Origin of the sequence: Pseudomonas sp. PIC25, from assembly GCF_002286785.1 — a bacterium.
In the GTDB taxonomy this organism is placed as follows: domain Bacteria; phylum Pseudomonadota; class Gammaproteobacteria; order Pseudomonadales; family Pseudomonadaceae; genus Pseudomonas_M.
On record NZ_MUJY01000073.1, the window covers coordinates 19,610 to 40,521 of the forward strand.

19 protein-coding genes are annotated in these 20,912 nt (G+C 63.2%); 10 read left to right on the forward strand and 9 right to left on the reverse strand.

Features of this window, described 5'->3' with window-relative positions:
* Positions 1-3 precede the first annotated feature (3 nt).
* Together BZL41_RS09035 and BZL41_RS09040 are read right to left on the reverse strand one after the other, a co-directional pair.
* Positions 4-339 (reverse strand): tRNA-binding protein, encoded by a 336-nt coding sequence (locus tag BZL41_RS09035; protein ID WP_095598988.1) that lies wholly within the window; start codon positions 337-339, stop codon positions 4-6.
* Between the two features lie 63 nt (positions 340-402).
* Positions 403-1,158: an AraC family transcriptional regulator gene (locus BZL41_RS09040; protein ID WP_095598989.1), complete on the reverse strand. Its 756-nt coding sequence runs from the start codon at positions 1,156-1,158 to the stop codon at positions 403-405.
* Positions 1,159-1,325: 167 nt separating this feature from the next.
* Between BZL41_RS09040 and BZL41_RS09045 the strand changes: the two genes are divergently transcribed.
* The 3 genes from BZL41_RS09045 (at position 1,326) to csrA (ending at position 3,587) form a co-directional block, all read left to right on the forward strand.
* Positions 1,326-2,147, forward strand: a complete 822-nt coding sequence (locus BZL41_RS09045) for a UDP-2,3-diacylglucosamine diphosphatase (protein WP_095598990.1) — start codon at positions 1,326-1,328, stop codon at positions 2,145-2,147.
* Entirely contained in the window at positions 2,144-3,187 is a 1,044-nt protein-coding gene (locus BZL41_RS09050; protein WP_095598991.1) for a glycosyltransferase family 1 protein, read from the forward strand. The genes BZL41_RS09045 and BZL41_RS09050 overlap by 4 nt, the downstream gene beginning before the upstream one ends.
* 208 nt (positions 3,188-3,395) lie before the next feature.
* Entirely contained in the window at positions 3,396-3,587 is a 192-nt protein-coding gene (gene csrA / locus BZL41_RS09055) for a carbon storage regulator CsrA (protein WP_084333923.1), read from the forward strand.
* Positions 3,588-3,636: 49 nt separating this feature from the next.
* Here the strand turns inward: csrA and BZL41_RS09060 are convergent, their stop codons facing one another.
* The 4 genes from BZL41_RS09060 to BZL41_RS09075 form a co-directional block, all read right to left on the reverse strand.
* Positions 3,637-5,025, reverse strand: coding sequence for an adenylate/guanylate cyclase domain-containing protein (locus BZL41_RS09060; RefSeq protein WP_084333922.1), 1,389 nt, complete (start codon positions 5,023-5,025; stop codon positions 3,637-3,639).
* A 165-nt stretch (positions 5,026-5,190) separates the two neighbouring features.
* Positions 5,191-6,726: a sigma-54-dependent transcriptional regulator gene (locus BZL41_RS09065; protein ID WP_095598992.1), complete on the reverse strand. Its 1,536-nt coding sequence runs from the start codon at positions 6,724-6,726 to the stop codon at positions 5,191-5,193.
* Between the two features lie 83 nt (positions 6,727-6,809).
* Positions 6,810-7,727: a YopT-type cysteine protease domain-containing protein gene (locus BZL41_RS09070; protein ID WP_168190970.1), complete on the reverse strand. Its 918-nt coding sequence runs from the start codon at positions 7,725-7,727 to the stop codon at positions 6,810-6,812.
* A 119-nt stretch (positions 7,728-7,846) separates the two neighbouring features.
* On the reverse strand, positions 7,847-8,983 hold the full coding sequence (locus tag BZL41_RS09075; protein ID WP_095598994.1) for an alkane 1-monooxygenase: 1,137 nt from the start codon (positions 8,981-8,983) through the stop codon (positions 7,847-7,849).
* A gap of 177 nt (positions 8,984-9,160) precedes the next feature.
* On the opposite strand from BZL41_RS09075, the gene BZL41_RS09080 reads away from it, so the two are divergent.
* The 5 genes from BZL41_RS09080 to BZL41_RS09100 all read left to right on the forward strand — a co-directional run bounded on the left by BZL41_RS09080 (position 9,161) and on the right by BZL41_RS09100 (position 17,590).
* On the forward strand, positions 9,161-9,820 hold the full coding sequence (locus tag BZL41_RS09080) for a GntR family transcriptional regulator (RefSeq protein ID WP_095598995.1): 660 nt from the start codon (positions 9,161-9,163) through the stop codon (positions 9,818-9,820).
* A gap of 9 nt (positions 9,821-9,829) precedes the next feature.
* Positions 9,830-13,318 (forward strand): chromosome segregation protein SMC, encoded by a 3,489-nt coding sequence (smc, locus tag BZL41_RS09085; protein WP_095598996.1) that lies wholly within the window; start codon positions 9,830-9,832, stop codon positions 13,316-13,318.
* A gap of 172 nt (positions 13,319-13,490) precedes the next feature.
* Positions 13,491-14,312 carry a cell division protein ZipA gene (gene zipA / locus BZL41_RS09090; protein ID WP_084333917.1) on the forward strand — a complete coding sequence of 274 codons (822 nt, stop codon included), beginning with the start codon at positions 13,491-13,493 and terminating at the stop codon, positions 14,310-14,312.
* Between the two features lie 83 nt (positions 14,313-14,395).
* Positions 14,396-16,768 carry an NAD-dependent DNA ligase LigA gene (gene ligA / locus BZL41_RS09095; RefSeq protein WP_095598997.1) on the forward strand — a complete coding sequence of 791 codons (2,373 nt, stop codon included), beginning with the start codon at positions 14,396-14,398 and terminating at the stop codon, positions 16,766-16,768.
* Positions 16,769-17,323: 555 nt separating this feature from the next.
* Positions 17,324-17,590 carry a DUF3077 domain-containing protein gene (locus tag BZL41_RS09100; protein ID WP_095598998.1) on the forward strand — a complete coding sequence of 89 codons (267 nt, stop codon included), beginning with the start codon at positions 17,324-17,326 and terminating at the stop codon, positions 17,588-17,590.
* Between the two features lie 177 nt (positions 17,591-17,767).
* Here BZL41_RS09100 and BZL41_RS09105 read toward each other — a convergent pair whose 3' ends face one another.
* From BZL41_RS09105 to BZL41_RS09115, 3 genes are all read right to left on the reverse strand, one after another.
* Positions 17,768-18,046, reverse strand: a complete 279-nt coding sequence (locus tag BZL41_RS09105; RefSeq protein ID WP_084333913.1) for an HU family DNA-binding protein — start codon at positions 18,044-18,046, stop codon at positions 17,768-17,770.
* 119 nt (positions 18,047-18,165) lie between these two features.
* Positions 18,166-18,651 (reverse strand): hypothetical protein, encoded by a 486-nt coding sequence (locus tag BZL41_RS09110; RefSeq protein WP_095598999.1) that lies wholly within the window; start codon positions 18,649-18,651, stop codon positions 18,166-18,168.
* 143 nt (positions 18,652-18,794) lie between these two features.
* On the reverse strand, positions 18,795-19,664 hold the full coding sequence (locus BZL41_RS09115) for a helix-turn-helix domain-containing protein (protein ID WP_095599000.1): 870 nt from the start codon (positions 19,662-19,664) through the stop codon (positions 18,795-18,797).
* 501 nt (positions 19,665-20,165) lie between these two features.
* On the opposite strand from BZL41_RS09115, the gene BZL41_RS09120 reads away from it, so the two are divergent.
* Positions 20,166-20,360 carry a Flp family type IVb pilin gene (locus BZL41_RS09120; protein WP_095599001.1) on the forward strand — a complete coding sequence of 65 codons (195 nt, stop codon included), beginning with the start codon at positions 20,166-20,168 and terminating at the stop codon, positions 20,358-20,360.
* A gap of 29 nt (positions 20,361-20,389) precedes the next feature.
* The gene (locus BZL41_RS09125; RefSeq protein ID WP_095599002.1) at positions 20,390-20,905 is read left to right on the forward strand and encodes a prepilin peptidase; all 516 of its coding nucleotides are present in this window, start codon (positions 20,390-20,392) and stop codon (positions 20,903-20,905) included.
* Positions 20,906-20,912 lie beyond the last annotated feature (7 nt).

Consider the following 20,912-nt stretch of genomic DNA (forward strand, 5'->3'; position numbering starts at 1 on the left):
CCGTCAGGCCAGGCGCGCGCCGTTGGGCAGCGGCTTGTCGAAGCCGGCCAGTACCACCTTGTTATCCGCGTCGTAGACCCCGGTCACCAGCACTTCCGAACGTATCCCGGCGATGCGCTTGGGTTCGAAATTGCAGACGCAGAGCACCTGCCTGCCCGGCAATTCTTCGGCGCGGTAATGGTGGGTGAGTTGGGCGCTGGAGGTCTTGATGCCCAGCGGGCCGAGATCCACTTCGAGGATGTAGGCGGGCTTGACGGCCTTTTCGTTGATACGGGCGGAGAGCAGGGTGCCGACGCGCAGTTCGACATTCTCGAAGTCTTGCCAGGTGATGGTGGGCATGGCTGTCCTCGGTGGTTTCAGGTCCGACCAGCCTAGGTCATTCCGGCGCGGAGGTCTGTCGCGTCACTCGCGGCGTTTATCGCGCAACTCGCGCGGGGTGATGCCATAAGTGCGTGACAAGGCTGCGGTGAAAGCGCTCTGCGAGGCGTAGCCGACCCGCGCGGCGATCTCACCCACCGGCAGATGGCTGTCGAGCAGCAGTTGCCGGCCAAGGTTCAGCCTCCGGCTGCGCACGTAGTCCATCGGCGTTTGCCCGGCTTCGGCCAGAAAGCGCGCATGGAAACGCGCCGCCGAGAGCCCGCAGAGGCGCGCCAAGTCGGCGACCTGCAACGGGTGGGCGGCATGCCGGTCGATGTGGGCATCGAGTGCGGCCATGGGCAGGCGCTGCGTTTCCGCCAGGGAGCGTGGTTCGCCGACCAGGCTGGCCAGGAGCAGGGCGGCGCCCTGGCGGGCGATCACGTCGTCGTTGACCGGACTGGCCGCCAGCCAGCCGACCAACTGGCTCTGTGCCGGGCTGAGCAGGCGCGCACCGGGCAGGTCGAGCAGTCGCAGGCTGGCGTCGGCATGGCGACCAAGGGATTGCCGCAGCCAGTCTTCCGTGGGGACATCGAGCACCAGGCAGTGGCTGCCGGAAGGACTGCCGCAGGCGTGATGGGTACCTGCCGGCACCACCGCGACAGTCTGCCGGACCACCCGCGCACCCCGGCCGGCGACATCGAAATCCAGTGTGCCGCTGAGGCCGAATACCAGTTGCGCATGCTCGTGGCTATGGGCGATCAGGTCATGGCTGTAGTGGCGCAGGGAAAGAATCGAGTTCATCGCGGGCCTCGGTATCGGCGGTTCTTCGGCAGAGGGGGCTGCCGAACGATGTCGACGAGTCTACCCAAATCGCTGCGGGTCGGCAGTGTCATCTGGCTGCAACGGCGATGTCATACGGCGTTCACCGCGAGCCACCATGATCGGAAAAACCCTGCCGGAGACCGCTCATGACCAGCGTCCAGCTCGTCAAGCCCAGCCGCAAGCAACGCGTCCGCACGCTGTGGATTTCGGACGTCCACCTCGGCACCCGCGATTGCCAGGCCGAGCATCTGGCCCGTTTTCTCAAGCGCTACCACGCCGACCGGGTATACCTGGTCGGCGACATCATCGATGGGTGGAAACTGCGCGGCGGCATCTACTGGCCGCAGGCGCACACCAATGTGATCCGCCGTCTGCTGACCATGAGCAAGCGCGGCACCGAGGTGATCTACGTCACCGGTAACCACGACGAATTCCTGCGCCGTTATTCCAGCCTGATGCTCGGCAACATCCAACTGGTGGACGAAGCCGAGCACCTCACTGCCGATGGCCGCCGGCTGCTGGTCATTCACGGCGATCAGTTCGATGTCATCACCCGCTACCACCGCTGGCTGGCCTTCCTCGGCGATTCGGCCTACGAGTTCACCCTGACCCTCAACCGTTGGCTCAATCACTGGCGCGAGCGCTGGGGATACGGCTACTGGTCGCTGTCGGCCTACCTCAAGCACAAGGTCAAGACGGCGGTGAACTTCATCAGCGACTTCGAGGAAGCCATCGCCCACGAATGCGTCAAGCGCGGCCTGGACGGCGTGGTCTGCGGGCACATCCACCACGCCGAGATTCGCCGGGTGGGGGAGGTGGAATACCTCAATTGCGGCGACTGGGTGGAGTCCTGCACCGCGCTGATCGAGCACTGGGACGGCCACATCGAACTCTATCGGCTGGCCGAGGACCAGGCGCGGCTGGAGCTGCTGGAGGCGCGGGTCGAAGCCATCGAGCCGGCGGCATGAGGATTCTCATCGTCAGCGATGCCTGGCTGCCGCAGGTGAACGGTGTGGTGACCAGCCTGCAGGCGCTGGTCGGCGAGCTGCGTGGGCTCGGCCATCAGGTCAAGCTGCTGTCGCCGCAGGATTTCCGGTCCCGGCCGTGCCCGACCTATCCGGAAATTCCCCTGGTCTGGGACCTCTGGCGGGTAGGCCCGGCGATCCGCGATTTCCGTCCGGATTGCGTGCACCTGGCGACCGAGGGCCCGCTCGGCTGGGCGGCGCGGCGCTGGCTGGTGAAGCGCGGATTGGCGTTCTCCAGTGCGGTGCATACCCGCTTCCCCGAATACGTGCATACCCGCTGGCCGCGCATTCCCCTGGCCTGGGGCTATGCCTTCCTGCGTCTGTTCCATCGGCCGAGCGAGGCAGTGCTGGTGACCACCGGTCGCCTGCGCGAAGAGCTGGGTCATTGGCGGTTGCAACGCTTGACCCTCTGGCGCAAGGGGGTGGATACCCGCCTGTTTCGTCCGGCGCCGTCGCGGCAGGACACCGGCCAACCGGTGTTTCTCTACGTCGGACGCATCGCACCGGAAAAGAACCTGGAAGCCTTTCTGGACCTGGACTTGCCGGGCGAGAAGCGCGTGGTAGGCGACGGTCCGTTGCGTGACGCGCTGCAGGCCCGCTATCCGCAGGTGCGCTTTCTCGGCTATCGGCATGGCGAAGCGCTCGCCGATGCCTATCGCGAGGCGAGCGTACTGGTGTTTCCGTCGCGCACGGACACCTACGGCTTGGTGATGCTGGAGGCGCTGGCCTGCGGCACGCCGGTGGCGGCCTTTCCCGTGCCGGGACCGCTGGATGTCCTGCAGGACGGCGTTACCGGTGTCATGGACGACGACCTCGGCAGGGCCTGTCGCACGGCACTGGCCCTGGATCGCCAGCGTTGTGCCGACATTGCGGCGCAGCAGTCGTGGCGCGGCTCGGCGCTGGAGTTCCTGGCCTGCCAGCCCTTGCTGGACGGTGAGGTCTGCATGCCGGCAAAAGCCTTGTCACTGAAGGAAGGGGTGTAGTCCGCCAGGAGTGCCCCTTCGTTTATCGCGACCTCCTTCATCCGATTCCGGTTTTTCTGAGCTATCCCCCAGATCAATGGCGAGCCACGTCGCAGCGAGGTGGCAGGCGGCTGGGTAACGTGTCCGTCGTTCGAGAGTCGCCTGGCATTCGGTGAGCAGCGGTACGGATACGGCACTCATCCTCTTCGTCTGGATTAAGGAAATGTCCATGCTGATTCTGACCCGCTTCATTGGCCAGGCCGTCACCATTGCCGACGGTATCGAAGTTCGTGTATTGGCCGTGAATGGCCGGCAAGTCCGCTTTGGCGTCCAGGCTCCGCCCGAGATCGAGGTTCACCGCGAAGAGGTGTATCAACGTATCAAGCAGGGTATTCCCAAGAAGCCGAAAGTCGAGGAGTGACCTCAATGAAAAACCGCCCTCAGGGCGGTTTCGTCATACTACGGGGAGGCTATAGGATCACCTTGTCCCTGAGTTTCTCCGCCGCCTGCTGCAGGGCCTGGATGACCCGCTCCTTGTCGAAGTTCTGGATGCCGTTGGTATCCAGGTACATGGAGAAGCCCGGCAGTTCGTGCTCGACGTAGCTGGAGGTGGCGCCCAGGTCGCGGCGGAAGTCCACTACCTGGTAGATCTGCACCGGGCGGCTGAAACCTTTTACGGCGATTTGTCCCTTATCGCGGCACATGATCACATCCTTCACCAGCGAGTAGGTCTCGTGGGAAATCAGGATTTCCCCCGACTCGGCGGCGCTTTCCAGCCGGCTGGCGAGGTTCACTTCACGGCCGATGATGGTGTAGTCCATGCGCGTATCGGCACCGAAGTTGCCCACCGTGCAGTAGCCGGTGTTCAGGCCCATGCGGATTTCCAGGGGTTTGGTGATGCCGCGCGCCCGCCATTGCTGGCGCAGCACCTTCATGTGCTTGCGCATGGCGATCGCCATGGACACCGCGGCCACCGCGTCGCGCTTGGCACCTAGGGTATTGGGGTCGCCGAAGAAGACCATCACGCAGTCGCCGACGAACTTGTCGATGGTGCCGCCGTACTTGAGGGCGATCTTCGACATTTCGTTGAGGTAGTTGTTGAGCAGGTCGGTCAGCGCCTCGGCTTCCAGTTCTTCCGACAGCTCGGTGAAGCCCTTGATATCGGAGAAGAACACCGTGAGCTTCTTGCGCTGGGTTTCCAGTCGCACGTGCTTCTTGCCGCTGAAGATCGATTCCCAGACCTGCGGCGACAGGTACTTGGCCAGGTTGCGTGCCAGCCGCGCGGCCTTTTCCTGCTCGCGCTTGATTTCCGCGCGCACCTGGGCCAGGCGCAGCCCCTGCTGGTGGACGAAATAGGCGGTGATGCAGATGTACAGCGTGGTGAAGAAGATGCTGACCACGGCGACCAGGGTCGGTGTGGTGTCCTTGACGTCGGGGCCGAGCAGTCCGGTGGCCAGCAGCATGCTGCTGGTGGCGACCAGCAGCGACAGGCCCAGGTGGCGCAGCCCGCCCATCACCAGGGCGCTGAAGGACAGGGTCAGGACGAACATTAGGCTTGGCACGGCGGTGAAGCCCAGCAGGACCATGCCGATGCCGGCATGCACGGCGTCGATGGCGAGCAGGCTCAGGTCGGTCTGTTGCGGGTGGTCGCGCTTGAAACGCCGGCTCAGGTGATAGGCGAGGTGGGGGTAGAGCAGGGCGTAGGGCACCATCCAAAGCACGTCGTAGCCGAAATACTGGACGTAGGTACCGGCCGCAATGCACGCCGCCGAGGCGATATACGCCAATACCCGGGAGTAATACTCGCGAAGCGGCGGAGTAGGGATACCATTGAGCCGGTCGGTGGTGGCGTAATTCATGTAAAAAACGATCCCTGCTGTTTTTCCGGCGCCTCTGATGGACGCCTTGCGGTCTGCAAAACCTGAGCCAGGCTTTCAGCCGGTGCAGGATCATAACCAAGCAAGCGTTCGGCAGCCAAGTGCGTGGCTGCCCGTCCGTCCAGGGCGAATGGCTCGGCGGTCGCCTCAGGTCTTGCCCGGAATCCCATACTTGCGCAGGCGATGGGCAATGGCGGTGTGCGATGTCTGCAGGCGTGCAGCCAGTTGGCGGCTGGACGGATAGTTCACGTACAGCTTCTCCAGCAGGGCTTTCTCGAAGCCTTCGACGGCTTCTTCCAGGCTCCCCACTTCGCCATCCGCCTGGCGCGCCACTTCGGTTCCGGCAATGTCCAGGTCACCGATATCCACCAGGTTGCTTTCGTTGATCGCGGCGGCCCGGAAAATCACGTTCTGCAACTGCCGTACGTTGCCCGGCCAGCGGTTGCCAAGCAGGGCCGGATAGGTGCCGGGCGCCAGCCGGCAGGGCAGGCGCTGGATCTGCGCACAGGCCTGGGCCATGAAATGCCGGGCCAGCAGGAGAATGTCCTGGCCGCGTTCGCGCAGCGGCGGGACTTCCAAATTGAGCACGTTGAGCCGGTAGAACAGGTCCTCGCGGAAACTGCCTTCGCTGACCATCTTCTCCAGGTTGCGGTGGGTGGCGCTGAGGATACGCACGTCCACCTTGACCTCGCGGTCACCGCCGACCCGACGGAAGCTGCCGTCGTTGAGGAAACGCAGCAGCTTGGCTTGCAGGTACGGCGACATCTCGCCGATTTCATCAAGGAACACCGTGCCCTGGTTGGCCAGCTCCAGCAGGCCCGGCTTGCCGCCGCGGCGTGCGCCGGTGAAGGCGCCGGGGGCATAGCCGAACAGCTCGCTCTCGGCGAGGTTTTCCGGCAGCGCCGCGCAGTTCAGGGCCAGGAAGGGCGCGTTGCGCCGCGTGCTGGCAGCATGGCAGGCGCGAGCCACCAGTTCCTTGCCGGTACCGGTTTCGCCCTGGATCAGCAGCGGAGCGTCCAGTGTCGCGACGCGTTGAGCGCGGGCCTTGAGGGTGCGCATCGGCGGAGAATCGCCGAGCAGGGCATCGAAGCTTTCCGCGTAGTCATGGTGCAGCGCCGCCAAGCGTTCGCCGATACGGCTGGGGGAATATAGCGTCAACAGGCCGCCGGCCAGGCGGGACGGCCCTTGGTCGGCCGCTTCGCTGATTGGCTGGGCGTCGAGCAGCAACGCCTGGCCGTCGAGGTTGACCTCCCGCAACGGCAGGCGGAAGCCCTGCTCGAGCAGGGCGGCTTGCAGGCCCGGGTCGGCGAACAGCTCGGCGACCGAAGCGCCCTCCGGTTCGCGCCCGCACAATGCAATCAGCGCGGGGTTGGCCAGCAGGATATGGCCGGCACCGTCCACCGCCAGCACCGGGTCGGTCATGGCGGCGAGGAGGGCGTCCAACTGCAACCGACGGCGTTGTCCGGGGAGGATGTCCACCACGCTGACTGCCTGTACGCCACGCACCTTGAATAGGGCGTCGCGCAGTTCTTCCAGTACGTCAGGGCTGAGCGTCGGCGCATCGATGTAGACGTTCGGCGGCACCATCTCCACCGCATCCAGGTTGAGATTGCGCCCGCCGAGAAGGGCGAGGACTTCCTGGGTAATGCCGACGCGGTCGATGAAGGTGACGTGGATACGCATGAAAAGCCGGGTGGAGGCAAGAGCGGGAACGCTGAATTATGCCTGTTCCGGCGCGGCCCCGCGAGTTTGGCCAGGAAGACGCGTCAGTTCTTCGTGCCCGAAGGGCCGGGCATGTCCTGCGAGGACATTAGTGAAAGGGCTGGCAAGGGCGTCGGGAAACGCAGTGCTGGTTCGCGTAGGCGAGCGGAGGGCTGTAATTCCGCGGTTAATAGAAAGCGGCCAGGGTTCTGGCCTGCGTTTTTCCAGAAAAGATCATCGTCAATATTCAGCTGGACAAACAAGAACGCACAGAGGTTGCGTTTATGTTCCAGAGGGCAACTGACTACGCCGTAGTTGGGGTCGAACAGGTGCAAGTGGTCGTTTTTGTCGCGATGCAGTGCTATGGCGTGCTTGGTCGTACTACAAATCAGCGCTTGTTGTTCCCGGGTGGAGTCCAATAATCGTTCAAGTCGGTCAGTGAATCGTTCTATTGATAGCGTTGGGATGCGATGCGCAACGTGCGTGGAGCTGGCGGCGATGCATTCCATGCCAGCCAAGGCAGCGAGATGTTCGAACTGTTTGTCGTGTTGGCCGAGGTGCCGATCCTGCTCGACAGTCTGCAAGGCGACGGTGCGGAGAAGGAGCGAATCGCCCTGCCAATTGGCCAGGTTGGCGAATATTTCTTCATCGGCTTTGCCTGAAAGCCGTTGCTGGCACCAACTGAGGGATAGTCCGAAGCACCAACCTTGGTCGCGTTCGTCGTTCGGTAGAGCCGTTACGACCTCAGGAACGGTGGCTTTGAATTCGCTCTGGTTGAACGGGTGCGTATAACGACATTGGAACTGCTCGGCCAGGGTTTGTAGTTGCAAGTCGACAGCATCGTTTTCCTGTGCCTTTTTCAATCGGCAGAGCGTGGTGACGGTTTCCAGCAGGCTGCTGGCCAGGTTGCGTAGTGAGAATCTATCCTCATCTCGAGATGCCGGCTCGTCATTCCGATTCGATAGCAACGGTTCGGCGTCCATGCCTATCCGTTCAGATGGTGTTGCGCTATGGAAAGAGGCGTTTCTGATCATCGCAATGCAATTGCCTTTGAAGGATGGGCATTGAGTTGCGGATAACGGCCGATCAGTTCCTTATTCAGTCAGGACGCCAGTTGCGACGCAGTCAACTGGTGCTCCTCGCCGGCATAGTAGGCACGCACCTTCGGGTCCATCACCGCGCGCCAGAGCGGCGGGAACAGCGCCAGGACGATCATGCCGGCGTAGCCGTTGGGGAGTTGCGGGCTGTCGTCGAAGTGCCGCAGCACCTGGTAGCGGCGCTTGGCGTAGGCGTGATGGTCGGAGTGCCGCTGCAGGTGGAACAGGAACAGGTTGGTCAGCAGGAAGTTGCTGTTCCAGGAATGTTTGGGCGTGGTGCGCTCGTAGCGGCCGCTCTCCTGCTTGCGGCGGTGCAGGCCGTAATGCTCGACGTAGTTGACGATCTCCAGCAGGGTGAAGGCCATGGCCGACTGGCCAAGGAAATAGATCGCGCCGATCCAGCCGAAGGCGAGGCTGAAGCCGATCAGGAGGGCCAGGCTGATGGCGTACCACCCGATCAGCTCGTTGCGCCAGTGCAGTGCCGGCAGGCCCTTGCGCTTGAGACGTTCGGCCTCCAGCCTCCAGGCATTGAGAAAGTTGTGTTTGTAGGCGTGCGGCAGGAACGCGTACAAGCTCTGGCCAAAGCGAGCGGACGACGCATCCTCCGGCGTCGAGACGTTCACGTGGTGGCCGCGCACGTGCTCAACCTTGAAGCCGGCGTAGCAGACCGCCGCCAGTAACAGGCCACCGGCATTCTGCTCGAGGGCAGGGTCCTTGTGGATCAGCTCATGGGAGACGGTGATGCCTATGGCGCCCATCACGGTGCCTACGGAGAGAATCCAGCCCAGCTTGCCCAGCCAGTTCCATGCATCGTAGTGGGCGATGACCCAGCCGCCGTAGGAAAGCATACCCAGCAGCAGCGGGACGGTGGCCAGGCTGAGCAGGCGGTAGTAGCCCTGCCGTTCCAGTTCAGGTACGTCGGTCCGCTCGTCCGGATTGGCCGGGTCGCGGCCGACCACGAAATCCAGCAACGGAATGATCCCGAAGACCACGCCGATGACCAGCCAGGCCCAGGCGTTCGGTGAGTCGCTGCCATAGGACCAGAAATAACTCAGCGGGATGCCGAACACGGGGATCAGCCAGATCCAGTAGCCCACCTTCTTCAGGCGGATCATCCAGGCGGAAGGCAGCAGCGCGAACATGGGAGACTCCAGGGCTTTCTTATGATTTTGTAGGACTGTAGGACAGTCGAGTCCGCCAACCCAGCCCGGATTCCCCCACCTTTTGCTCGGTATCGCGCGCTGCCGCCACCTTGGTCGGGTAACACCCTGTGTTACACTCCGCGCCTTGCGCGTTCTCCATGAATTCGAAGGAAAACCATGACGTTCAAGGCACCGGACAGCCTCGCCGAGCAGATCGCTCACCATCTCGCCGAACGCATCATTCGGGGAGAGCTCAAGGAGCGTGAGCGGATCCAGGAGCTGAAAGTCACCCAGTCCCTGAATGTCAGCCGGGGCTCGGTACGCGAGGCGCTGCTGATTCTCGAGCGGCGGCACCTGATCGAAATATTGCCGCGCCGGGGTGCCCAGGTTGCGGAACTGACCCCGCACAAGGTCAAGAGCCTCTACGCCCTGATGATGGAGCTGTACATCCTGCTCGCCCATGCCGTGGCCGAGCAGTGGCGCAAGGAGGAAGACCTGGCTCCGTTCCTGGCCATCCAGCAGCGTCTGGTGGATAGCGCGGAACGGCAGGACATCAATACTTTCGTCGACCACAGTTTCGACATCATGCGCGCGGCTTTCCCGTTCGCCGACAATCCCTACCTGCAGGAAACGGTGGAAAACCTCCTGCCGGCGATCAGTCGCAACTACCATCTGGCGCTGGAACGGCGCAAGGCGGAGATGGGGCAGTTCCTCAATGCCTTCGGCGACCTGTTGCAGGCGGTGATCGCCCGTGATCCGGCGCGCATCCGCGAGGTGCTCGGCGCGTACGGCAGGCACAACTGCGAGCTGGTGCTGGCCGCCCTGGCCGAGCGTTGAGGACCGGGCATGCGCCTCAAGAGCATCAAGCTGGCCGGGTTCAAGTCCTTCGTCGACCCGACCACGGTCAGTTTCCCCAGCAACATGGCTGCCGTGGTTGGCCCCAACGGTTGCGGCAAGTCCAACATCATCGACGCCGTACGCTGGGTGATGGGCGAAAGCTCGGCTAAGAACCTGCGCGGCGAGTCGATGACCGACGTCATCTTCAACGGCTCCAACACCCGCAAGCCGGTGACCCAGGCCAGTATCGAGCTGATCTTCGACAACTCCGACAATAGTCTGGTCGGCGAATACGCGGCCTTCGCGGAGATTTCCATCCGCCGCCGCGTGACCCGCGACGGGCAGAACACCTACTTCCTCAACGGTACCAAGTGCCGGCGCCGCGACATTACCGACATCTTCCTCGGTACCGGCCTGGGCCCGCGCAGCTACTCGATCATCGAGCAGGGCATGATCTCCAAGCTGATCGAGGCCAAGCCCGAGGACCTGCGCAACTTCATCGAGGAAGCCGCCGGCATCTCCAAATACAAGGAGCGCCGTCGCGAGACCGAAAGCCGTATCCGCCGCACCCAGGAAAACCTGGCGCGCCTGAGCGACCTGCGCGAAGAGCTGGAACGCCAGCTCGAGCGCCTGCACCGCCAGGCCCAGTCGGCGGAGAAGTACCAGGAATACAAGGCCGAGGAGCGTCAGCTCAAGGCCCAGCTCGCGGCCCTGCGCTGGCAGGCACTGAACGACCAGGTCGGACAGCGCGAGAAGGTGATCGGCGATCAGGAGGTCGCGTTCGAGGCACTGGTGGCCGAGCAGCGTAACGCCGATGCCAGCATCGAACGGTTGCGCGACGGCCATCACGAGCTGTCCGAACGCTTCAACCAGGTCCAGGGCCGTTTCTACTCGGTGGGCGGCGACATCGCCCGCGTCGAGCAAAGCATCCAACATGGCCAGCAGCGCCTGCGCCAGTTGCAGGACGATTTGCGCGAGGCGGAGCGGGCGCGGCAGGAAACCGAGTCCCACCTCGGCCACGACCGCACCTTGCTGGCGACCCTGGGCGAAGAGCTGGCCATGCTCGAACCCGAGCAGGACATGGCCAGCGCCGCCGCAGAAGAATCCGCCGCCACCCTCGAGGATGCGGAAACCGCCATGCACGGCTGGCAGGAGCAATGGGACAGCTTCAACCAGCGCAGCGCCGAGCCCCGTCGTGCCGCCGAGGTACAGCAGGCGCGCATCCTGCAGCTCGAACAGAGCCTCGAACGGCTGGTCGAGCGCGAGCGCCGCTTGAACGATGAGCGGGCGTTGCTCGCCGCCGATCCGGAAGATGCCGCGATTCTCGAGCTGTCCGAGCAGATGGCGGCCGGCGACCTGCTGCTGGAAGAGCTGCAGGCGGCGGAAGAAACCGTGGTCGAGCGCTTGGAACAGCTACGCGGCGAACTGCAGGAAGCGACCCGTGCGCAGCAGCAGACTCAGGGCGAGCTGCAACGGCTGAACGGCCGTATCGCCTCGCTGGAAGCGCTGCAGCAGGCGGCGCTGGACCCCGGCAAGGGGGCCGCCGAATGGCTGCGCGAACAGAATCTGCACCAGCGGCCACGTCTGGCCGAGGGGCTGCGCGTCGAGCCCGGCTGGGAGCTGGCGGTGGAAACCGTACTCGGCGCCGATCTACAGGCCGTCCTGCTGGACGATTTCACCGGCTTCGACCTGAGCGGCTTCGAACAGGGCGAGTTGCGCCTGGCCAGTCCGGCGCGGAGCGGGGCCCGGCTTCCCGGCAGCCTGTTGGACAAGGTGGAGGCTGCCATCGATCTGGCGCCTTGGCTGGGTGGCGTGCGTCCCGTCGAGTCGCTCGACGAGGCCCTGGCCCGGCGTTCGTCGCTGACCGATGGCGAGAGCCTGATCAGTCGCGACGGCTACTGGGTCGGCCGGCATTTCCTGCGGGTGCGGCGTGCCAGCGAAGCGGAATCCGGTGTACTGGCTCGTGGCCAGGAGCTGGAACGCTTGCAGGCGGAGCGCGAAGAGCGCGAGGCCGCCCTGGCCGATCTGGACGAACGCCTGCAGCGTTTGCGCGAAACCCAGCGTCAGCAGGAGGAGGCGCGCGAGCAGCAACGTCGGCGTTTGCAGGAAGCTGCACGGCAACAGAGTGAGCTGAAGGCGCAGTTGTCCGCCCAGCAGGCCAAGGTCGAGCAACTGGCGCTGCGGCGTCGGCGTCTGGACGAGGAAATGGCCGAACTGGGCGAGCAGCGAGCCTTGGAGCACGAGCAACTCGGCGAGGCTCGCCTGCAGTTGCAGGACGCCCTGGACGCCATGGCGATCGATACCGAGCAGCGCGAGCAACTGTTGGCCAGCCGCGACGGCCTCCGCGAACGCCTCGACCGGGTGCGTCAGGAGTCGCGCCAACACAAGGACCACGCCCATCAATTGGCGGTCCGTATCGGCTCGCTGCGTGCCCAGCATGACTCCCTGCGGCAGTCACTCGAGCGCCTGGAGCTGCAGTTCGAGCGGGCCGTGGAGCGCCGGGAGCAACTGACGCTGAACCTGGAAGAGGGCGCGGCGCCGCTGGAAGAGTTGCGCATCAAGCTGGAGGAACTGCTCGAACGGCGCATGGGCGTCGAGGAAGAACTCAAGCTGGCGCGGCTGGCGCTGGAAGATGCCGACCGCGAGCTGCGCGATGCCGAGAAACGCCGTACCCAGGCCGAACAGCAGTCGCAACTGCTGCGCAGCCAACTGGAACAGCAGCGCATGGACTGGCAGGCGCTGACCGTTCGCCGCAAGGCGTTGCAGGATCAGCTCCACGAGGATGGCTACGATCTGCATGGCGTGCTGGCCACGCTGCCGGCAGAAGCCAGCGAGAAAGCCTGGGAAGAAGAACTGGAACGGCTGGCTGCGCGCATCCAGCGCCTTGGCCCGATCAACCTGGCGGCGATCGACGAATACCAGCAGCAATCCGAGCGTAAACGCTACCTCGACGCGCAGAACGACGATCTGGTGGAAGCGCTGGAAACCCTGGAAAACGTCATTCGCAAGATCGACCGGGAGACGCGCAACCGCTTCAAGGAAACCTTCGACCAGATCAATGCTGGCCTTCAGGCACTGTTTCCCAAGGTTTTCGGTGGCGGGCACGCTTACCTGGAACTTACCGGGGAAGATTTACTCGATACCGGGGTGGCGATCATGGCGCGCCCGCCGGGCAAGAAGAACAGCACCATCCATCTGCTGTCCGGCGGGGAAAAGGCGCTGACCGCGCTGGCCCTGGTATTTGCCATTTTCCAGCTCAACCCGGCGCCGTTCTGCATGCTCGACGAAGTCGATGCGCCGCTGGACGACGCCAACGTCGGTCGCTATGCGCGATTGGTCAAGGAAATGTCGGAAAAGGTGCAGTTCATCTACATCACCCACAACAAGATCGCCATGGAAATGGCCGATCAGCTGATGGGGGTCACCATGCATGAGCCCGGCTGTTCCAGGCTGGTCGCAGTGGACGTGGAGGAGGCGGTCGCGCTGGCCGAAGCATGATGCGACGAACGGTGTAAAGTTGCCTTTCGTCGTGCTAGCTTAGTGCCCACTTTTGTCGCACGTGGACAAAGTCAGTCAGAACAGGGAGTTGGCGCCCACGTGAGTGTGCTGAACAAAGGGACAGGATGTCCCGTGGCATCATCATTTTTTTCGTCAGGGGTCACAGAAATACATGGATATCGGTCTGCGCGAGTGGCTGATCGTCATCGGCATCATTGTCATTGCCGGCATTCTCTTCGATGGCTGGCGCCGGATGCGCGGCAGCAAAGGCAAGCTGAAATTCAAACTCGATCGCAGTTTCGCCAACATGCCCGACGATGAGGGTACTGCCGAACTGCTGGGTCCGGCACGGGTGGTGGAGCGTCACCAGGAACCGTCGCTGGATGAGGAAGACCTGCCCGCCATGAGCGCTCGCGAGCTGAACAAGCGCCGTGGAAGCGAGCCGCGCCAGGGCGACCTGAACCTCGACGAGCCGGTGCCGACCCTGCTCAACCCCGTCGACGAAGGCAAGCCGGCTCCGCGCAAGGCCGCGGCCAAGGAAGAGCCGAAGGAACTGCCGCCGGTGGAGGAAGTGCTGGTGATCAACGTCGTTGCCCGGGAAGAAGGTGGCTTCAAGGGGCCGGCGCTGTTGCAGAACATTCTGGAAAGCGGGCTGCGTTTCGGCGAGATGGACATCTTCCATCGTCACGAAAGCATGGCCGGCAACGGCGAGGTGCTGTTCTCCATGGCCAACGGCGTCAAGCCGGGCACCTTCGACCTGGACGACATCGACCATTTCAGCACCCGTGCAGTCAGCTTCTTCCTCGGTCTGCCGGGGCCGCGCCATCCCAAGCAGGCATTCGACGTGATGGTCGCCGCCGCCCGCAAGCTCTCCCACGAGCTGAACGGCGAATTGAAGGATGACCAGCGCAGCGTGATGACCGCACAAACCATCGAACACTACCGCCAGCGCATCGTCGAATTCGAGCGCCGGCAGTTGACCACCAAGCGCTAAAGGAAATCGCGAGCGACAAGCTGCAAGCCCCAAGCGGTAAGCCCGGAGCTTGCAGCTTGTCGCTTGCGGCTTGAGGCTCCCAGATGACCGACGCCCAGACCGCTGCCGAACGCATCGCCGCTCTGCGCAGCGAAATCGAGCAACACAACTACCGCTACTACGTACTCGATGAGCCGAGCGTTCCCGACGCCGAGTACGACCGCCTGTTCAATGAACTGAAGGCGCTGGAAAGCGAACATCCCGAACTCGTCACCCCGGAATCGCCCACCCAACGCGTAGGCGGCGAGGCCTTGTCCGCGTTCGGCCAGGTCCGCCACGAAGTGCCGATGCTTAGCCTCGGTAACGCCTTCGAAGAGCAGGACTTGATCGAGTTCGACCGCCGCGTGCGCGAAGGGCTCGACCTGCCGTCCGGCGATCTGTTCGGCGACGGTGCGCAGGTGGAGTACAGCTGCGAACCGAAGCTGGACGGCCTGGCGGTCAGCCTGCTCTACGAGAACGGCCATCTGGTACGCGGCGCCACCCGTGGCGATGGCACCACCGGCGAGGACATCACCGCCAACGTGCGCACCGTGCGCAACATCCCGCTCAAGCTGCACGGCAGCGGCTGGCCGAAGGTCCTGGAGGTGCGCGGCGAGGTGTACATGTCCAAGGCCGGTTTCGAAGCGCTCAACGCCAAGGCGCTGGAAACCGGCGGCAAGACCTTCGCCAACCCGCGCAACGCGGCGGCGGGCAGCCTGCGCCAACTGGACCCGCGCATCACTGCCAGCCGCCCGCTGGAGTTGTGCGCCTATGGCGTCGGCCGCAGCGACGGCGAGTTGCCGAGAACCCATTTCCTTCTGCTGCAGGCCCTGCGCGAATGGGGCCTGCCGATCAGCCGCGAACTCAAACTGGCCAAAGGTGCCGAGGAATGCCTGGGCTATTACCGGGCCATCGGCGAGAAGCGCGATGCGCTTGCCTATGAGATCGATGGCGTGGTGTTCAAGGTCAATGACATCGGCCAGCAGCGCGAACTCGGCTTCCGCGCCCGCGAACCGCGCTGGGCGCTGGCCCACAAGTTCCCGGCACGGGAAGAAATCACCGAGCTGCTCGGCGTGGAATTCCAGGTCGGCCGGACTGGCGCCATCACGCCGGTGGCGCGCTTGAAGCCGGTCCAGGTGGCCGGGGTGACCGTTTCCAACGCGACCCTGCACAACATGGACGAAGTCGCCCGCCTGGGCGTAATGATCGGCGACACCGTGATCGTCCGCCGCGCCGGGGACGTGATTCCGCAGATTCTCGGTGTCATCGCCGAACGCCGTCCCGTGGATGCCAAGGCCGTGCACGTGCCGGAACACTGCCCGGTCTGCGGCTCGGCGGTGGAGCGCACCCAACTGATCAAGCGCAGCAAGGGCAAGGAGTCGGTCAGCGAAGGCTCGATCTACCGCTGCGTCGGGCGGCTGTCCTGCCAGGCACAGCTCAAGCAGGCGATCATCCATTTCGTCTCGCGCCGTGCCATGGACATCGACGGCCTCGGCGACAAAATCGTCGAGCAACTGGTCGACAAGGGCCTGGTCGGTTCGCCGGCGGACCTCTACAGGCTGACCTACGAACAGGTCTTCGAACTGGAGGGTTTTGCCGATCTGTCCACCAAAAATCTGCTCCAAGCTATTCAGGACAGCCGCAAACCGACCCTCGCCCGTTTCATCTACGCCCTCGGCATCCCCGACGTCGGCGAAGAAACCGCCAAGCTGCTGGCGCGCTCCCTGGGCTCGCTGGCACGCATCCAGAAGGCGCTGCCGGAAGTGTTGACCTACCTGCCGGACGTCGGGCTGGAAGTGGCCCATGAGATCCATAGCTTTTTCGAGGACGAGCACAACCAGCAGGTCATCCGTGCCCTGCTGGACGAGCAGTACGGCGTGGCGTTGCAGGAAGAGGGCGATCTCAGTCCGGAGTACGCCGCCTGCGTCACCCTGGCGGATTTCCTCGACAAGCTGAACATCCCCTACGTGGCGGCCACCGGGGCGAAGAACCTGGCCGAGCGGTTCGGCGGTGTGGAGCCGATCATCCAGGCGGATTGGCTCGATCTCAGCGCCATGAAGGGGCTCAACGAAAAGGCCAAGCAGTCGGTGCGGGCTTTCTTCGGTGATGTTGCGAACGCCGAGCGCGCCCGCGCCATCGAAGCGCAGTTGCGCGAATTCGGCATGCACTGGGAAAGCGAGAAGAAAGCCGTCGAAGGGCTGCCGCTGGCCGGCCAGACCTGGGTGCTCACCGGCACCCTGGAAGCCATGAGCCGCGATATCGCCAAGGAAAAGCTGGAGTCGTTGGGCGCCAAGGTCGCCGGCTCGGTCTCGGCCAAGACCACCTGCGTCGTTGCCGGCCCCGGTGCCGGCTCCAAACTGGCCAAGGCCAGCGAGCTGGGGGTGAAGGTGATGGACGAAGAAGCTTTCCTCGCGGCGCTGTCTGGTTTCGGCATTTGATCGTTGCCACGCTCTGCGTGGCAATGCAGCCTGCGATACTCTGCGTCGCGACTCCCGACCTTAATCGCCCTCGACTGGGTTTCGTGTCGCTGTACCATTCGAAATGGCACGACCCGGTGGGCGAATGAGTTCGCCCCTACAGGTGTTCGGGCTTTGCTGTCGAATGAGGCCCTATCAGCGCTTCGCCAGCAGAGCTGGCTCCTACGGAGAGCCCCCGGACGATCGTTCCCACACTCTGCGTGGGAATGCAGCCTGCGACGCTCCGCGTCGCGAATCCCGACTTGCCAGCCTTTCCGCGAAGCGCCTATAGTGCCGCCGTCGCGGTAATCCGCGACTGACCTTGGCCGGTCGGATAGACGAAGGCGCACAGCGCCCCAACTTCATTGCAGGCGCTTTTTTTGTGCCCGCAATGTCGTGTCATGGCAGCTGTGCGCGGGACACCTTCGGGTGTGCCGGGTTCCTTTGTCCCCGGTCGGCCAACCTGCGCACAGTTGCCTCCCATTTCACTTGGCCGTGAAGGGTGGCAGCTCTCTCATCTGACGAAGGAGCTTCACCATGCGTTCTGAATGTGTTCACACCCAGCCCGTCGCGTTTCATCGTTGTAACGACGGTGCTCATCACCTGTTCAATGTCCAGCCCGACGTGCCGGCCCATGCGGCCCTGGAGTGCGCTTGCCTGCTGCTGGATGCCGCCGAAGAGCTGGCGGTGCAGGCCACCAGCACGGGCAGCGAACAACTCGGCTATGCCTGCGGTTATCTGATCGAGATGGCCCGAGCGGCTATGCAGGCTTGTCTGGAGGGTGACATGGGCCTTATGCGCTAGGCGTTGCAGGGGCGAGCTTGCTGGCGAAGCTTTTCGCCAGCAGGGCTGGCTCCTACGACGAGCCGGGCGAAATTCTTGCCCGAGGGCCGATGGGGCGCAACGGTAGGAGCGGATTCATCCGCGAATGGGGTAGGCAGAAGGGGGGCGAGCGGGCGCGCCCCCGGCGCGCATTGGCGCTTAGTTGATCGCGTCGGTCAGGGCTTTGGCTGGGACGAATTTGACGACTTTCTTGGCGGCGATCTCGATGGCGGCGCCGGTCTGCGGATTGCGGCCGGTGCGGGCCGGGCGTTCGCTGACTTTCAGTTTGCCGATGCCCGGCAGGGTCAGCTCGTCACCGTTCTCCAGGGCGTCGCTGACGATTTCGCTGAGCTGCTCCAGCACGGCGCGCACGCTGGCCTTGGGGGCGTCGGTGGCTTCGGCGATATCGCTGATCAGTTGGTCTTTGGTAATTGCCATGGGTTCTTACTCCATCAGGTTTTGAATGAGCGCAGCCGTCCGGCTGCGCTTGTGCATCGATTCGGTGTGCCGCTGCGGGACTGCGAAGTGCGGGCGTGCAGCACGCTAGCACAGAACGCTCAAGGATAGGCTGCGGCAGGGGCGCGCGCCTCGTTATATGTGCTGGGAATCGGCACGTTGTCACCTGCCATGGCTTTTTCCACTTCCTGGCGCAGGTTGCTGAAGCCGAACTCGTAGAAACGGCTGATCATCGCCTCGTTGGCGTGGCAGATGGCCATGGCCTGGTGCAGCGACAGGTTCTGGTCGAGCAGGTTGGCGGCGCGCACCTTGAGTTCGAAGAGCGTGAGGAAGCTGGTATCGAAGTTGGCCTTGCGCAGCAGGTCCCGTGTTTCGCCGACCATGCGCCGCCAGTTGCTGCGGACGAAGTCGAGCGAGTTCTTGTCCATGGACAGGCACGTGGCGTAGATGCGGTTTTCCTCCAGCACCCGTTCGACGCTTTGCATGATTCGATCGGCGTCGATGTCCTTGGCGCTGGCGTCCGGGACGGGCGTGCTGAAAACGCTGGTGGTGATGAGGGCGAGGGGGACGGCTTTTCTGGGCGACATGGTTCCGGGGCTCCCGAGGACTCAGGAGCGGCAGACGCTACCGGCTTGCCGAGGTGTTGCCTAGCGTCGGAATGTGACAAGGCTTGGCATTTGTGAGCCGGTTCTAAAGCCGAGAGGCCAATTTGAGTGGAGCGCGCAGGCGATCAAAATCCTGGCACGGCGTCCCGCAGGTCATGGCTCTTCTGAGCGGCCTGGATCGTATTGGCCTGGGCCACCTGCCGCCTCGGTGGGCCGTCGCGGCGAAAATCGCTGGGGCTACACTCGAAATACTGCTTGAAGGCGCGGGCAAAGTAGGATGGGTCCTTGAAACCGACCGTATAGGCGATGCTGGTGACCGGCATCTGGCTGTTGCAGAGCAGGTCCTTGGCGCGCTCCATGCGCTTCTGCAGGACGAATTCGACGAAGCCGATGCCATGGGTCTGCTTGAACAGTCGGCTGAAGCGGAACGGCGTCATGCCGCAGAGCTGGGCCATTGTCTTGCCATCAATCTGCTCGGTGTAGTGCTGCTCGATGTAGCGGACGGCTTTCTGCAGGGGCTGCTGTTTGTGGAAGTCCGGCGTCAGGCGGACGCTTTCCGGCAGGTGGTGAGTGCGGGGCAGGTGGTTCTTCCTGTCCTCCCTGGGTTCCCGGCGCAGTTTGCACAATTCTTGGAGTGCGCTGAGATAGCGGGCGCATTCCGGGTCGGTCAGCGGCAATACCAGGTAGTCCCAAGTACCCGAGCGAAACGCCCAGACCGCGAGTTCTTCCGAATGCTGCTGGGTCAGCATGGTGATCGGGATGGAGGGGATGGCGTTCTTGAGCTCCAGCAACAGACCGAGCCCCAGCGAGTCGGGGCGGTCATAGTGCATGCAGATCATGTCGGGGCGCCGGCGGGTATCGATACCGGCCACGCTCAGGTCGCGGGCCAGATCGATCTGGCAGACATCGGCAAACAGTGGAATGAAATCCTGCGCCGAACGGTCATGAGTCAGGTCGAACCACAGCAATTGTGGTACTGCCGTACGAGAGTTCATGGCTGTAACAGGTCCGATTTCGACTGTTAGGAATTACTTACATAGAAGGCAAAGTGACATCGATACAAAGAACCGATGTTCATAAGCATTAGATCATTGGGGATTAAGCAGAGCCCGCAAGGTTTGTAGGGGTTCGGTCGCGATTCCTGGCGACGAAAAAAGTTCCCTGGGTCGGAGAGGATTTCTATTTCCTTTGATGTTGAGAATAAATATTGAATGGAAAAGCTTCTCTTCGGTACGCAGGAAAGTTGGCTCTCCAATGCTTGTCAATTTTCTGGCGAGCGGGTTTCTGCATTCCTATCTGCTTGAGCAAATGCCATTTTGCCTAACCCTGGTGCGGCGTCGGTTGCCCATTTCTTTATTTGTCCGGTTCCGCAAAAAAGTCCCTGAGTTCTGCAAAAAGTTCCTAACCCCTCTTTCGATTGGATAACTAGCGTAGAGATCAGGCGGGGCGGTAATGCGTCGCCGGGTCGATAAAACCAAGCGAACGAGGTGAACGAAATGATCTTTCAAGCAGTGAAGACTTCGGTACTGAAGTTCATCAAAGACGAAGACGGCCTGACCATTGTCGAGTATGCGGTGGCGGGGGGGTTGATCACGGTGGCGGTGGTAGTCGCATTCACCAGCCTGGGCGGTGCGGTGAATACCCGTATTACTGCGTTGTGCAACGCTGTTGTTGCAGGTGCTTGCCCGTAATCGCAAGAGTTCCTAAGGAGAACTCAGCCATGGTTACAGAGCAAATCACAGCCACTGCCATGCTATTCGGGCTCTTGGGCCTCGCCATGGCATGTGACCTCCGCCGCCACCGCATCCCCAACCTGCTGATCCTGTTGGGCCTGGCCCTCGGCTTTGCCAGCCAGGTCTATGCGGGTGGGTGGTCCGGGCTGGGTAACGCCTTCCAGGGCATGGCAGTGGGCTTTGCCGTCTTCCTGCCGTTGTATGCCCTGGGCGGTATGGCCGCCGGCGATGTGAAGCTGATGGCCATGGCGGGTGCGTTCCTCAGCCCCTGGGACGCGCTCTGGGCAGCGGCTTTCAGCCTGATCGCCGGCGGGGTTTGCGGCTTCCTGATCGTGCTGTTTCGCGGTCAGTTGCCGCTGACCCTGGCGCGCTACGGGCTGATGTTCAAGGCCAGGGCCTACCTAGCGCCGGCCAGCCACGAGGTGGCCGGCAAACCTTTCCCTTATTCCGTCGCGGTCCTGCTCGGCACCCTGGGCAGCGTGTACTGGATGAATTTCAGCTGAGCGGGAG

What these genes read in the sequence shown, in the direction of transcription:
- BZL41_RS09125 (WP_095599002.1), top strand. Translation starts at nt 20,390, where the DNA reads ATGGTTACAGAGCAAATCACAGCCACTGCCATGCTATTCGGGCTCTTG.
- BZL41_RS09070 (WP_168190970.1), bottom strand. Translation starts at nt 7,727, where the DNA reads ATGGACGCCGAACCGTTGCTATCGAATCGGAATGACGAGCCGGCATCT.
- ligA (WP_095598997.1), top strand. Translation starts at nt 14,396, where the DNA reads ATGACCGACGCCCAGACCGCTGCCGAACGCATCGCCGCTCTGCGCAGC.
- BZL41_RS09035 (WP_095598988.1), bottom strand. Translation starts at nt 339, where the DNA reads ATGCCCACCATCACCTGGCAAGACTTCGAGAATGTCGAACTGCGCGTC.
- BZL41_RS09060 (WP_084333922.1), bottom strand. Translation starts at nt 5,025, where the DNA reads ATGAATTACGCCACCACCGACCGGCTCAATGGTATCCCTACTCCGCCG.
- BZL41_RS09065 (WP_095598992.1), bottom strand. Translation starts at nt 6,726, where the DNA reads ATGCGTATCCACGTCACCTTCATCGACCGCGTCGGCATTACCCAGGAA.
- BZL41_RS09105 (WP_084333913.1), bottom strand. Translation starts at nt 18,046, where the DNA reads ATGGCAATTACCAAAGACCAACTGATCAGCGATATCGCCGAAGCCACC.
- BZL41_RS09080 (WP_095598995.1), top strand. Translation starts at nt 9,161, where the DNA reads ATGACGTTCAAGGCACCGGACAGCCTCGCCGAGCAGATCGCTCACCAT.
- BZL41_RS09075 (WP_095598994.1), bottom strand. Translation starts at nt 8,983, where the DNA reads ATGTTCGCGCTGCTGCCTTCCGCCTGGATGATCCGCCTGAAGAAGGTG.
- BZL41_RS09045 (WP_095598990.1), top strand. Translation starts at nt 1,326, where the DNA reads ATGACCAGCGTCCAGCTCGTCAAGCCCAGCCGCAAGCAACGCGTCCGC.
- zipA (WP_084333917.1), top strand. Translation starts at nt 13,491, where the DNA reads ATGGATATCGGTCTGCGCGAGTGGCTGATCGTCATCGGCATCATTGTC.
- smc (WP_095598996.1), top strand. Translation starts at nt 9,830, where the DNA reads ATGCGCCTCAAGAGCATCAAGCTGGCCGGGTTCAAGTCCTTCGTCGAC.
- BZL41_RS09100 (WP_095598998.1), top strand. Translation starts at nt 17,324, where the DNA reads ATGCGTTCTGAATGTGTTCACACCCAGCCCGTCGCGTTTCATCGTTGT.
- BZL41_RS09040 (WP_095598989.1), bottom strand. Translation starts at nt 1,158, where the DNA reads ATGAACTCGATTCTTTCCCTGCGCCACTACAGCCATGACCTGATCGCC.
- BZL41_RS09110 (WP_095598999.1), bottom strand. Translation starts at nt 18,651, where the DNA reads ATGTCGCCCAGAAAAGCCGTCCCCCTCGCCCTCATCACCACCAGCGTT.
- BZL41_RS09050 (WP_095598991.1), top strand. Translation starts at nt 2,144, where the DNA reads ATGAGGATTCTCATCGTCAGCGATGCCTGGCTGCCGCAGGTGAACGGT.
- BZL41_RS09115 (WP_095599000.1), bottom strand. Translation starts at nt 19,664, where the DNA reads ATGAACTCTCGTACGGCAGTACCACAATTGCTGTGGTTCGACCTGACT.
- BZL41_RS09120 (WP_095599001.1), top strand. Translation starts at nt 20,166, where the DNA reads ATGATCTTTCAAGCAGTGAAGACTTCGGTACTGAAGTTCATCAAAGAC.
- csrA (WP_084333923.1), top strand. Translation starts at nt 3,396, where the DNA reads ATGCTGATTCTGACCCGCTTCATTGGCCAGGCCGTCACCATTGCCGAC.